This window comes from Tengunoibacter tsumagoiensis, from assembly GCF_003967535.1.
Classification (GTDB): Bacteria; Chloroflexota; Ktedonobacteria; order Ktedonobacterales; family Ktedonobacteraceae; genus Tengunoibacter; species Tengunoibacter tsumagoiensis.
The window spans coordinates 1,968,928-1,983,911 of the sequence record NZ_BIFR01000001.1 but is presented as its reverse complement, the minus strand read 5'-3'; the positions used below and the strand labels follow the sequence as shown (position 1 = coordinate 1,983,911).

Here is a 14,984-nt window from a genome sequence, read left to right as displayed (position 1 = left end):
TTCCTCATTACTGCTCAATTAAGGAGCGGCATTCAGGTCGCGGCGGATAAACAGACCCATTCCATAATAGCCATCCACGCTACCAAAAGGTTTGCGATACCACCACCATTGCCAGACATTGTTTACGGCGAGTGGAAGATTAAAGCTGACATTCTTAGGGGGCGTATCGCCATATTTATCCCCATAGCTTAACCAGAGCAGAGGGCCCGAGCCTGTATACTGCTGCAATTCACACGTCTGCTTTGGGGCTGGAACACAGCGCGTCGGCATATAGCCCTGATCCCACTGTGCTCTCATCCGATAGGCTTTATATGCATAGCTCTTCCCATAGCTTTGTATAGTACCAGGATAGCTATCCCCACCACTAATAATGACTGCAACCCCATTTGCATTGGATGCACACCCGCTGGGAAACTTAAAACAGACGTTGGTGTAATCCCTTACATACCAGGCAAAGGGCCAGGTTGCATCATCCGTCACGCCAATCGGAAGCAGATGCTTGCCACCATAGAGCTTCTGATCCAGTGCATCAATCTTCGCCATGACGGTATTTACATCTTTGGTCGATTGCACATAGATCATCATCTCGTAGGGGGCATCGGCATAATGGACATAATTGACCTGAAACATATTCTGGAGCGTTGGTAACAGGAGCAGGAGGGCGCAGATAGCGCCAAAGACGCTCCAACCCAGCGACCACCAGCCTTCGCGACGAGCGCTAACGGGTGGCGTTTCAGGGACAAAAGAAGGGGCCAGCACAGCTTGACGAGACGCGCGTCCTGTAAAAAAGGCTACGATTCTGACCACAATGGGCTCTAAAGCAATAGCCGCTAACACCATCATTGGCATGGTCATATGAATCATTAGCCAGGGCATCTTCTCGCCGGCCCACGAATAGATGAAGACGTTCCCTACAAACCAGTAGACGAGAAAGAGTCGGAAACGCGAGGGCTGGATAAGACAGCGAACAACACCAGCCAGACCAAAGACCAGGCCAATCTGCTCATAGAGGGGGATCAGCAAGAGATAGTAGTACCAGGGCTGTCCACCACGCGCCACTTGCTGTTGCTGCACCCAGTAATAGAGTCCCTGCCAGATACCATCACCAATACCACCTGAGATATTGGTGAAAATCACGGTAAAGAGTACCAGATAGATCGTGATCGCAGCCATGAAGGCGAAGAACCAATGCGTCCAGGGCATGGTTACAATTGTCTCCAAGAGTGGCTGTTTGCGTGCATCTAGCCTGGCAACCCACCGATTTTTCCTCACATCAGGCATCTTCCCATACTGCTCAAGCACTAAAAAGGTAAGGACAATACCTGCCAGCAGAATCCCAACCCATGGGAATATCTGCACAGTCCAATATTTAAGATTATGAACATAGAGATCGGCACTGGCTGTATTCTTTGGGTTCGCCGTAATGAATAGTGACAGATCCTTCAGCCAGCCAAAGAACCACTTAGCAAGCAAACCCAGAAGCACAAAATAGGCCAGCAGGATAAATGGAGCCGTGGTCCGTGGTACGAGATGACGCTGGAGCCAGGATGCTTCACGCCCTTCCAGTGGCCGTTGCGGCACACGCCATATCACTCCTATCTCCCAGAGGAGAACCGCTACAAAGAAGCTCCCAAAGACTGCAATACTGAGAAATGTCGCCTCTTTCGTGGCATAGGAGAGGATAAAACCAACCGCAGCCAGCGTGAGCCAATAGCTACGCCGTGTATGAACATAGCGCCCCACACTCACAATGAGAAGCAGAGTAAAACAGGCCATGTAGATATCTTCACGCGCAAAACGCGAAAAATAGACCATGCTTGGCGAGATCGCCAGCAGGAAACAGGCCAGCCAGGCTCCAATCTTCCCCAGGTAATCACGCAGAAAATAGGGCAGGCCCACAATGACGGTGCCCAGTGTCGCCGCAGCTATCCGCACCGTCGTCGTGTTGACGCCATTATCTGGTGCTCCCAGCAACTGGCTCAGCTTATAGACGAATGCAATCGCATGGAATTGAAAGGGACCATGCAACAATGGATCGTAGCGATAGCAGGTTCCGACAGGGGCATTCAGGCAGGCGCTCCAACTTTCCAGGTTATGCATCAACTGCAAAGAGAAATAGGCATGCAAGCTTTCATCGTGATGCAGAGGTTTATCACCCAGACCCCAGAAACGTAAAATAGCGCCAAGCAGAATGACACCCCAGAATGCTAGCAGTGGCCAGAGCTCTTCCTGTGCAGGCCAATGCCAGCCACGCCGGGCCTGTTGCCATGGCTGTGTAAACTCTGTATACGCGACATGAACCTCCTCATCTCCGCTCCCAGATGCTTCCAGATTATCGATAGTCGCTGCTGATGTAGCTTCACTCGGGTTCGTCTGCACATGTGGTTCGGACTCCGAGGTAGTAGAAGTGGAAGTGGCACGAGTGCCACTTCCAGCTTCTGGATCTCCATTGAGTACACCAGACGAGTTCTCCGATTCGCCTGGCTTATTCTCATAGCTATTCAAAACAGGTCTTCTCCTAAGGTTTCAAACCAAGATCTTTGCGAATAAACAGGCCCATATCTGTTGAGCCGCCAGCGCCTCCAATGGGGGTACGATACCACCACCACTGCCAGATATGATTCATGGCTTTGCCCAGATCAACCGCCCCTGTACTGGGGGGCGTATCTCCATAGCTCAACCAGGTAAGCGCACCAACACCTCCCCACGCAGGCTGGCCAATACACTTCTCAGTCGCCGTTACCACACAGGGCAGAGGTTTATATCCCTCATCCCACCAGGAGCGCAGATGATACTGGTGGAAAAGATAATCGGGCGCTTTTCCGTTCACCACGGTTGAATATTGCGCCTGCGATGTGGTCAGATTATCCCCTCCCGTCAAAATGACGGCTGGATTCATTGTGCCACACCCATTGGGATAGTTATAGCAGACGTTGGTGTAATCCCGCAGGTACCAGTAGAATGGCCATTCTGCATCCGCCATCACGCCAATGGCGATCTTATGCTGCCCACCAAATTTCGTCTGGTCCAGCGTGTCAATCTTATCCATCACGGTATTGACGTCTCGTGTCGTCTGCACATAGATCATCATCTCATGCGGTCCGTCCGCCGCATGGACGTACGTTACTTGAAACATATTGTGTATTGTTAACACGAGCAGGAAGATGGCTAAAACGCCACTCAGAGCAGTCGCCACTCCATTGATCCGGACCCAGACTGGACGGGCTGGAGCAACCGGCAGCTTACGCTTCACCGTCGCTTTAGTGCTGACAAGATCATTTTGCTTATTCTGTTCCTCAGCCAGCCAATCAGAGATCTTTACCACCAATGGCTCAAGCCCAATCGCGGCCAGAAGCATCAGTGGCATCGTGATATGAATCATCAGCCAGGGCATCTTTTCGCCTGCCCAGGAATAAATGAAGAAGTTGCCCGCAAACCAGTAGACCAGAAAGAGCCGGAAATAGGAAGGGTGTCGGAGACAACGCACAATTCCTACGATGCCAAAGACAACGCCAATCTGCTCGTAGAGCGGGATGAGCATCACATAATAATACCAGGGCTGACCACCACGGGCAATGTTCTGCTGCTGTAACCAATAGTATAATCCCTGCCAGACGCCGTCACCAATTCCAGCGGGCATATAGGTAAAAAGAGCGGTATACAATACCAGAAAGATCACAATAATGCTCATCAGAGCAAAGAACCAGTGCGTCCAGGGCATGGTTACAATCGTATCTAACAGCGGCTGACGTTTGGGGTCAACTCTCTTAGCCAGCCAACGCTCTCTCCCCATTGGGAGCTTATTAAGCATCTCGCGGATCAGAATACTCAGTACATAGGCCCCCAGGAGAATCCCTAACCAGGGTGAGAGCGCAATCGTATTGCTTTTAAGGTTTTGTACAAACTTCGTCGCAGTATCAGCATTCTTTGGATCGTTGACGAAGGTAGAGAGGTCCTTCATCCAGCCAAAAAACCATTTGGCGATCAATCCCAGGACAATCAGAAAGGCCGCAAGAGCAAGTGGCGCCGCTGTTACTGGCGCATAGCGTCCCAGAGTCGATTCAGTATTCACATGTTTCCGCACCGACCAGCGCAGCCCGATCTCCCAGACAAGAACCATGGCAAGAAAGCTCCCAAAGATGGCAATGCTCAGATAGGTTGCTTCTTTGGTTGCATAGGAGAGGATAAAACCAATTGCTGCAAGCAGCAGCCAGAGTCCACGCCGTGTCCGCACATAATTGCCTGCTGCCACGACCAGAAGCATGGTAAAGCAGGCCATATAGATATCTTCGCGCGCAAAACGTGAGAAATAGACCAGACTGGGAGAGATCGCCAATAAGAAACAGGCCAGCCAGGCTCCCAGTCGGCCAAGATAACTGCGCAAGAAGTAGGGCAGAGCGACGATAACTGAGCCCAATGTTGCTGCGCCCAACCTTACTGTCGTGGTATTAACGCCAAAATCGGGGACATGGAGCCACTGACAGATCTGATAGACGATTGCAATCAGATGAAATTGAAACGGACCATGCAATAGGGGATCGTAATGGTAGCACGAGATCTTGCCTGTGGCGCAGGCGCTCCAATTCTCCAGATTATTATGCATCAATTGCAGCGCAAAATAGGCATGGAGACTTTCATCGTGGTGCAGGGGCTTATCTCCCACATTCCAGAAACGGAGCAACGCCCCCAACAGGATCACACCTACATAGGGTGCCCAACTCAACCACTGTTCACGCGAAAAAAACTGACCAGGTCGGCGGAGCGAAAGCTTCTCCCCTGCCGATTCGGCTGGCTCACGATCCACCACCATCACAGACCGATACTCCTCATTCACAGGCTCCTGGCTCTCTCCAACTGATCTTTGCCGCTTTGTTTTACTCACTGCATCACCTCCCACAACACCATCCTCATAGGCTGCTGACGCCTCCTCACTGGAAGCCTCCAACTGCATCACCGTCTCTTGAGAAGTTGCTGCGCTCGCTTTCTTCCGCGAGCGAGCATCACGTTTTGCACTCACGGCACTGCTCCTTCCTGCCTTAGATCTGATGCTACGCTGCTATCTAACTTGATAGATGGTCACTCCATTAGCATTGTAAACAACGTTCATGAACGTTCTAAATCGCTGGAGATCCGCTCCAGTATATTTCTCCCGCTCTAATAACCCTACATAGAGATATTGAGCATGATAATGAGCCATGGTCGTGAGGACTTGTGCATTATTGGGGTTGGTATAGATTAAGCTGACATCTCCTCCGCGACGATTAAACTCACCACCATTGGTGGGATTATTCAACCAGTTGAGCCGCCACTGAATCTCATGCCCAACCCAGCCCATTGGTGTGGGCAGGCCTGTAAAGGCTGAGATACGAGCGTACGAAGAATAATCATCGCCAACGGCTTCAACAATCACGGGATCGCCTTGAATATGCTCGTTCAACCAGCGGATCGCTTGATAATCGCCTACACCGGCGGGATCTTTGCCTAGATAGGTCAGGCCATCCAGACTATTGGTGCTCAGTAGAGCCAATTTCTGTGTCTTTGGGTCAGACTGGCCATAACGCCAGTAAGGGGCCACTAACGGATAGGTCGCACTGGCAAGAAACAAGACCAGCAGGAATAGAGACCAGATCCCTAAAGCACCTCTTTGCATCCAGCGAAATTGGAGGCCATGGAATGGTTCTGGGCGAAAACTATCAAGAATAAAGAAGAGTCCGCCCCCACAGGCAATGGAGAGAAGCGCCCAGGCCTGGAAATAGAACTTGAAGACGGTATTCATGCGCTGGAAATCGCCACCCGCAAAAGCATCTCGCAGAAAGACAATCTCACAGAAAGCCACCAGCGCAAAGGCCAGTGAACCCAGCAATAGCACAAAAGCAAGGGTACGATCACGTAGATTATAGAACAGGGCCACCGTCCCTATCAGTGCAATACTACTGCCAACCACCAGCGTGAGGCTATTTGGAAGAAAGCGCAAGAGTGCAAGACAGAGCACCAGATATGTCACGACGCCCAATAGCCAGATCATCCAACTGGCTGGATACGTTTCGGGCACGACTTCCTGTTCCGCAACCAGAACCGCCACCTGAGCCTGACCTGGCAACATGTTGTCTTGCGCCTGCTCCAATGCCATCGGCTCTCCAACCATCTCAGCCTGCATCTGTAGCGAGCCTGGAAAGGTGTCTACAGGCTCTTCCGACGCTATGCTCTCTGGCAACGTAGCTGAAGCTATCACCGCTGGAGCATCCTGCCCCGCTACGCCAAACAGCTCAAACAATGGGCGCTTAAAAATACTGGCCAGCAGCAAGGAGAGGAAGATAAAGGCAAACAGCCCATAAATTTGTAGCTCATTGCCAAGCAAGGAGCGCTGCGTCGCAGGCAGAAGGCCCAGACCCTGTGCAGGTGAACTAAAATGAAGGTAGAAGGGAGTATACAGCAGAAATGAGAGTATGCCCAAACAGACTACAGGAAAAAAGATATCAAAGACCAGGCTCCACTGAAAACGGCACTCATACGCCAGCCATTGCTGTAGCCCGATGCAGGTTACCGCCAGAGCGAGATAGACGGGATAATCCCACCCATTCATGGTAAAGAGTCCACCCAGCACTAAAGCGGTCAGCAATAGATTGATTGGGAGATGCCAGCCTCGACCAAATAGAGCCAGCCCTTTGCCATCTTTCTCTAACAACAGATTGCAGGCCAATCCAATCGCGAGAATAGTAAAGGCCAGAGCCAGAACATGTGCATGAAAACAGGAGAGCAGAAAACTAAAGGCTGGAAACTCATTAATCGTGCTGGGGATCACACGCGAAGGGGCAAACCAGTCAAAATGGGCCATGGCATCCCCATGCTGTTGCCACCATTGTTGCGTTGCCGCCAGATTGCCAAAGATAAGCCCCATGACCATCGTCAGCAAGCCAAACGGGATCGCCAGGGAGAGAGATGGCAGAACATAGTCCGCTCGCTCAGGCTCGACGCCTCCCCGTTTGCAGCGACGCAGATACCGTCCCCATCCGACAATATTCGCAGTCACCCCAAAAAGGTTCACTGCCGTCAGGCCAAAGAAGAGGCTAATACCTGTATTGAAGGCCACTGAAGGCGATTGTCCCAGCAGTTTTGCCAGCATGGCCACAATAAAATGAGCATAGTAATAATAATTAATACTATAGCCCGCGAACCAGACATCGTTAGGAGGAAGATGGGGGCTACGCATAATACCAGCAATAAAGCCCTCATCCATAAACATCTCATATGACCGAATCTCAGGGCCACAGGAGCGCAGCCAGCCCAGAAGAAAGACCATCCCCAGAAAGATCAGTTCCGTGACAACAACATAGGGAAGATGGCTCCTGACGACCTTCAATACGGTAAAGCGTACCCTCAACAGGCTCATCAGACTTGCAGCCAGCAGGAGCAGCCCCACTCCTAAAATAAAAAACTGGCTAAAGGGCAGGGCTGGAATAAGCATCAGCGGAAACCAGATGCAGAAGCCAAAGACGGCTACACCTAATGACTTACTAAAAGCCCAACCACGGTCCGGCAAATTATGACACACGGCAAGGGTGAGCGGGAAACAGACCAGACCCAGTAACTCAACCAATGCCCACATCTGAAAAAGTTCAAACATACCATCTCTCTAACAACAACTAATGATGACGTTGCTCTGGATTGCATGAAACAACAGCCAGACAACTCTTTCGTAGAGACGAATCTACCGCTGAACTAGTTCCCCATCCCTCTTGAGAGGAGGAACAGAGAAGCGCAGCTACCAGATCGAAGAGTCACGGCAAGAGAGCGGGTGACCTCTTCAAATGCAGTGTTCTCAAATACTATCATACATGATGGAGACAAACAGCACCTGTTTTTCTTCCATCTACCGCTTCACTCCCTTTACTCATAGTCAGTATTGCTCTCCAAATAAGCAATCAGATAACAACTTCATAGATCGTGACACCATGGGCCTGATAGGCAATTCGCAACGAATCTCCTACCATCAATGAAAATTTCTGGAGACCCGGCGATTGCGCACCGTAGATCTGTTGCTCCAGGGGCCCCACATAAATATAACGTACATGATAATAATGTAAAACCACAAGGGCCTCGGCCTGATTATCAATAGTATAAAGCATATTCACATCAGACAACCGGTTCTCCGGCTGATTTGCGTAGCGCTGCTCGCTCACATGGTCTGGCCATCCCAATAAGGACGGCAGGCCTGTATAGACTGAGACGCGTCCAATCCACTGATAGGAAACGGACTGTTCTGTCTCCAAAATAACGGGAGATCCGCTCACATGGTCATTTAACCAGTCAATGGCCTGAGCATCCCCAGGATACCAGGCGTGCGCAAAGGCAAAGCCATCTAAGCTCGGTGCGTAGTCCGCAGAAGCAGCTTTCCCTGGTGGGGCCTGGAGATGAACCCAGACCTCATGATCATTGATGCGCGATATGGTCCCCTGCACAAGAAAGATCGAGCTACTCAACAGGAGAAGCACAAAGGCTGTGCGCCAGATCGTTCCCACAACACCCCGCAATTGCTGCCAGAGCCTCTGTACAATCAACGCACTGACCAGTCCCAACAAGATCCAGGCCTGAATAGAGAATTTAAAGACGGTGTTCATACGTGCATACCCGCCACCATCCAAAAAATCCCGAATATAGATCACTTCGATCCCCAAACAGATCGCCAGACCCGCAAGGATCAACAGATAGAGAAAGGCAGTACTGGCCTGTCCCCGCCACAAATCATCAGGAACAATAAGCTTATGCGGGCTCGAAGCTTCTCCATCTCCTGATCGCGCCCCGGTCCAGAGCCAGCGTAAACAGAGGATCAGGCCAAGGAGCAACAAGGCCGCTATCCAGAGTCTGATCCCCACCCATAATCCCCCAACCAGCAGAACCAGGCTCATCCCACAGCACACCAGCACAGACCAGCGAGAACGACACACACTGAAGAGCTCAACCAGAAGAAAACTCACGACAACAAATAGCCAGAGGCCAAAAACGGTCAGATACTGGGTTGGATCAGAGCCCTGTTGCACCAGGCCAGTTCCATTGACATAGAGCTGCTGGTAGGAAGCATAAAAAGGCACAAAGAAAAGATAGCTCCCTCCATACACCAGCCCGGCCAGAATTGCGCGACCTAGAAGAGCCTGAATAATCTGTCTGGGACGTTGCCTGCGTACCTGCAAGTAACGCTGCCCCACAAGGGCAATCACCAGCAAGCAGCTATAGGCTGGCATATCCCATGGATTGACGCACGCCAATGTTCCAAGCAGAAAAGCAGCACAGAGATACCGTAAAATAACCTCAGGCGCGAACCATCGTGGCTCATCTGGACCGCCAGTAAGCAAGAGCGCAGCTAGAATACTCAGCAATCCAACGGTAATGGGCATATTCATCACATGGGGATGCAGATCAGCAAAGAGAAAGCTCCAGAAAGGAAATTCATTAATGGTTCGATCAATAATTCTGCTGCTCTGCCAATAATTAAATGGAGCAAGCGGTAAATGAGTGACGAGATCAACGAACTGCTCTTTCAGTTGAAGTATTCCATTTAAATTGCCACTTACAGCGACAAAATAGCCGCCCAGCAAAGCGGTTAGCACACTGCCCGAAAAGCTGTAGACAATGATGACCGCTCCACTCAAAGTCAGGGCAAAGAGCGTTGGGATGACCAGATTATAGGCAGTCAGAGGAACAATACCAGTCAATTTAATGAATGAGGCAAAGAGAGCATAACCATAATAGTAATAATTGATATACCCTCCGGAGAACCAGGGGTCAAGCGGGGGCATAAAGCGGCTCCGAAGCACCGCATTGAGAAAAGCCACCTCCATGGGCTTCTCTCCACCCAGCAAGGGCTGCCAGAGGTCCGGATTCTGTGCACGTATTCCGACAAGTGCGAGAAAAGCCAGACTAAATAAGATCTCACCACCTAGTAATAAACGCCACTTCCCGCGCACAAAAGACAGAATGCTACGCTTTAATCCATAATAAGCAGCAATTCCACTGAGTAGAAAAGCAAAAAAAAGAGCATACAGGCTGGTCTGAGTAAAAGGCACAAGGCGCAAAGAGGCCAGTAGCCAGGCCAGATAGCCAAAGAGCACGATACCAAAGAGCTTACTAAAGAGATATCCACGATCCGCCAGGGGTCGCAAGGCGACAAAAGCCAGTGGAAAGACCAGCCAGCCCAACAGGGTTATGGCCAGCCACCAGGCCAGCACAGGAAGCGCATTCGCCAGGCTTCCACGTGGAAACTGCTCACCAAAAGAGGGTTCGGATTGATTATCGTCAATCTGCTGGGGAGTTAAAAGCAGCGAGGCCTGGGTGCCCGAAAGACGAGCACCCAGAGGAGGGAGTTGAATTCCTTCCAATAATTTATGGACAAGCTGATCCTCAGTATAGGGATAGGGCGTGTCGCGCACAAAAATCTTCGCTGTTGGATGGTCAAAGACCGAATAGCTTTCATCTGCACTGCTATCATCAAGCGTGATGCCAAACAGACTGGGCCGATTCGAGACCTCTTCAGCCAGATGAAAACCAAGCTGTCCACTAAAGAGCAACTGATAGTAGTGGATGGTTAAAGGATAGCGAGCAGGCAGCCGTGGAATTGATTTGTCCAGTCGATCCGTCGGCATGGTGATAGCGGTCAGCGTTGGCAATAACCGCGCTAACTGCTCGGCTTTCTGCGTGGTATCATCACCATACAGGTCCAGGCCATTCACTGTCTGGCCATTGACAATATAGCTTGCCTGTACAAACTGGGCAGGATCATAACCTGGGATAGCAACGGGGAGGGCATCATCCCACTGCTCATAGGTCAGGACGCTCCCTTTTGGCAGATGGGTATACATCCATTGCGAGGCCTGGACCCGTGTGTTGGGCACACTATAGACATGCAACAGGGCCAGACCCTGAAACATTGTGCCGCCAAGCACCAGCACAATGGCTGCTATCTGCACAAAACGAAACCCTTTCTTCCAGGAGGCTGCTCGCTCGACAAGGGCAGACCAGTTAAAAAAGAAGAAGGCCATTACTGCGCCCGCAGCTAACAGCGCCAATGCTGGATAAATTGGCAGCATATAGCGCATAAACTTTACGTAGAAATTCCCGGTGATTGCACTATAAATCACAATCCAGGCCAACAATACGAGCCATGCATCCAATGTATGACGCCAGAGACGCCAGCAGAGCCAGAGGACTCCACCCACTGCGGCGCTGCTCAGGGTCACCCCCATACCCCACCAGAACATATTCTGTGCTTCATAAAGATAAGGAATGGTGCCTGCAAACTGGCGCACATACGGAAGATCCCACATACCTCGCGCCATATTGCTTTGATCGCCTACCTGCTGTACAAAATTATGCATATCGAGCAGCATATAGGGTTGAGCCAGCAGCATGACAGCCAGCGTAACGACTGCTGCAATCAGCAAACTACTCAATGCTACTAGAAAGTGGCGCTGACGAAACCAGTAGAGCAGAACGGCAACGAAGATGGGAACAGCCAGAGGTGTCGCGCTAAACTTTGTTGCAATCGCCAGACCATAGCCCACTCCAGCTACCAGTGCCCAGAGCCAGGGACGAGGAGCATCCACCAGCCGCACCGAGGCCCACAACGTTAGCATGACAAAGAAAAGCAATATCGTATCAACTGCATAAAAATGAGAGAGCTGAAGCTCTAAAGGAGTAAAGGCGACCAGGGCAGCAGCAAGAAGCGCCACTCCCCAGGCACATGGTCGGCCAGGCCGCTCATCCGGGGTCAGGGCCAGACCAAGCAACCCCGTCAAAAGCACTGTCCCGGTATCAAAAAGGGCTGAGACAATACGACCAAGGATAGTCATCTGAAAAAAAAAGTTTGGGGTCGCAGGTCCATATCCTACTACATGGCCTAGAAATGCTAGCAAGTAGAGAGGAAAGGAACCATACGCAAAAAAGTGGGGATTGAGTGGCGATTGAACAGGGTCCAGGAACTGCGCCCAACTTGTTGGCCAGGATAAAGCCACAACATGAAAGAGGATCTGCCGCTCATCGGGGTGGAAATTATTGCCCTGATCCCAATTGAGCCCATACAGGCGTAATAGCAAGGCAAGAATCACCAGCCCAACCAGAGCAAGAGGTCTCCAACGGATGATAATCTTCACAGACATCCTTTCCTCACTCTAAAGAGCCTATCTCTCAGGAGATCTTTGGATACGTTCACTACCCAGGACGAAAGCGCTCCTTCTCGAAAGAGAAAAACGTACTTTTTGTAGAAAACATCGAAAATGAACGCAACGTTTCTGCTCTAGTATAGGTAAAGGATGAAAGATGGTCAAGTGGAGCTGATCTATCTTTCTTTCAAGCAGGTGACTGGTCGCCTACAACCATAGGATCAGGAAAGAGATAAACCCCTAAGCTGCGGCAGGATCATCACAAGTTGGTAGCACAACCGCAGCTATCGTAGCGTGAATACTGATGGCAATTTTGCCCTCCTGGGCCTCGATACAGACGCGCTGGCCTGCACTGAGCCTTCCCTCCAGGATCAGTTCAGCCAATGGATCTTCGATCAGGCTCTGGATGGTCCTGCGCAAGGGGCGAGCCCCATAATCTCGATCATAACCCCGCTCGACCAGAAGCATTCGTGCAGACTCGCTAATATCAACATGCATGGTGCGTGCACTTAATCGTTGTTGGGTCTGAATCAGAAACTGATCGGCAATCTTGCGCACGTCGTCGCGTTGCAGAGGATGGAAAAGGATCGTCTCGTCGATGCGATTGAGTAGCTCTGGTTTAAAGAGCTGCTGGAGGGCCTGGCCAATCTGTTCATTCTGATACAGATGCTGCTGCTTGAGAAACTCCTGTTCGCCCTTCTGAGAGACAAAAGACATCTGTCCCTGCGCTCGATGTACGGTACCTGCATTTGAGGTCAGGATGATAATGGTATGTTTAAAATCAATGGTCTGACCATGGGCATCGGTGAGGATGCCATCTTCCATGATCTGCAAGAGCAGGTCAAACACTTTCGGATGGGCCTTCTCAATCTCATCAAAGAGCACGACGCTATAGGGACGACGGCGTACGCCTTCGGTGAGCTGACCTGCCTGATCATACCCAACATAGCCCGGAGGGGCCCCGGTCAGACGCGAGGCATGATGGCTCTCCATAAATTCTGACATATCGAGCTTAAAGAGAGCCTTCTCATCGCCAAATAAGGCTTCAGCCAGGGCACGCGCCAGTTCGGTCTTGCCAACTCCTGTGGGACCAACAAAGAGGAATGAGCCAATTGGACGATGGCTATCCCGAATATTGGTCCTGGCCCGGCGAACGGCTCGCGCGACCGCATGGACCGCCTCATGCTGTCCCACCACACGTTGATGCAATCTCTCTTCTAGCTGGAGCAGTTGCAGACCCTCATCACCTGCAATCTCGACAACGGGTATCCCCGTCCACATGGCAACAATAGTCGCAATATCCTGACATTCAACGGCAGGACACTGCTGACGATAGCGGAGCGACCATTCTTGTTCTGCCAGCCAGATGCTCTGACGGAGCTGGCGCTCCTGCTGCAAAAACCGGGCCGCCTCCGCGAAATCTCTCCGACCAATCGCGCTATCTTTCTCCCGCTGGATACTCAGAAGCTCATCACGCCGTTGTTGAATAGTATCTGGCAGGACGGCGCTCTGAACGCAGACGCGGGCAGCCGCCTCATCCATCAGATCGATGGCTTTATCTGGCTGATAACGATTGCTCAGATAGCGATTGGACATTCTGATGGCGGCCTCCAGGGCATTATCGCTGATCTTGACGCGATGAAAAAGCTCATAACGGCCCCGCAGTCCCTCAAGGATCGCCATGGTCTCCTGGGGGGTTGTCTCACCAACCATGACGGGCTGAAAACGGCGCTCCAGGGCGGCGTCCGTCTCAATAGACTTGCGATACTCATCCAGGGTCGTGGAACCAATACAGCGAAATTCGCCACGCGCGAGCATTGGTTTAAACAGATTGGCGACATCGACCGAACCATCGGCTACTCCAGTCTGGGCCAGAGTGTGGAGCTCATCAATTAAGAGGATAATCCCTGGATTGTGGAGGATCTCTTGCAAGATGCGCTTGAGCCGCTCTTCAAGATCACCACGAAACTTGGTGCCAACGGAGAGCAGTCCCGCTTCAAGAGAGACGACACGACAATGAGCTAGATGTTCTGGGACCTGCCCCTGGACAATGCGCACTGCCAGCCCTTCTGCAATGGCCGTTTTGCCCACGCCAGCCGGACCCAGCAAGACGGGATTATTTTTCGTTCGGCGGGCAAGAATCTGCATGGTCCGCTCTAACTCATTCTCACGGCCAATTAAGGGATCGAGGTTATCATTCAGGGCAGCCAGCGTCAGATCTCGACTAACTTGATTGAGGATAGGGGTCGCCTCATAACGTGTATAATATTGAGCAGAGGCAGCTATCCGTTCATATCCCCCTTCTTTGAGAGAGATCAGCTGATGCTGGGCCAGCATCCGAGAGATACCAAAACTCTCCAAAACGCCCATGGCGATGCTATTCTCTTCCTCAAGAATGGCGAGGAAGAGATGTTCAACCTCGACATTCTCAGTCTCGCCCTCCTGAGCAGCCTCTTCCGCTCGTGCCAGCGTGGATCGCGCCGAGACACTAAAGAGCGTCTCGCTCAAAATAGCTTTGTGTCCTCGCCCAATCACAAAATCTAGTGCTTGACAGATATTTGTAGGGTTAACGCGCAAGGAGGCAAACACTCCCTCAATTAAAGGGATCTGTAAACGTAGAATGCCAAGCAAGAGATGTTCTGGTCCCACAAGGCGGTGACGCAGGCGCTGTGCCTCCTCTCGTGCATAGGCCAGCACCAGACGAACTTCCTGACTATATTTATGAATCTTCCCCATGCTCTCTCTCCTTCTTGTGTCGCAAAGTCTCTATAGAAGAGTTATCGGGCGATCGAGCATTTCAATAAGGAGCCAGGACAAATGGTCCGCCAAAAT

Annotated in this window: 5 protein-coding genes; all 5 read right to left on the bottom strand. The window is 51.2% G+C overall.

The features are described 5' to 3' along the window. Nucleotides 1-18: 18 nt before the first annotated feature. Nucleotides 19-2,505 (bottom strand): flippase activity-associated protein Agl23, encoded by a 2,487-nt coding sequence (locus EL628_RS07680; RefSeq protein ID WP_126579370.1) that lies wholly within the window; start codon nt 2,503-2,505, stop codon nt 19-21. 13 nt (nt 2,506-2,518) lie between these two features. Beyond that, nucleotides 2,519-5,017, bottom strand: a complete 2,499-nt coding sequence (locus tag EL628_RS07675; RefSeq protein ID WP_126579369.1) for a flippase activity-associated protein Agl23 — start codon at nt 5,015-5,017, stop codon at nt 2,519-2,521. Between the two features lie 39 nt (nt 5,018-5,056). Beyond that, the gene (locus EL628_RS07670; RefSeq protein ID WP_126579368.1) at nt 5,057-7,624 is read right to left on the bottom strand and encodes a DUF2298 domain-containing protein; all 2,568 of its coding nucleotides are present in this window, start codon (nt 7,622-7,624) and stop codon (nt 5,057-5,059) included. A gap of 298 nt (nt 7,625-7,922) precedes the next feature. Next, nucleotides 7,923-12,143 carry a DUF2298 domain-containing protein gene (locus tag EL628_RS07665; protein ID WP_161975334.1) on the bottom strand — a complete coding sequence of 1,407 codons (4,221 nt, stop codon included), beginning with the start codon at nt 12,141-12,143 and terminating at the stop codon, nt 7,923-7,925. 249 nt (nt 12,144-12,392) lie between these two features. After that, entirely contained in the window at nt 12,393-14,888 is a 2,496-nt protein-coding gene (locus EL628_RS07660; protein WP_126579366.1) for an ATP-dependent Clp protease ATP-binding subunit, read from the bottom strand. Between the last annotated feature and the right edge of the window lie 96 nt (nt 14,889-14,984).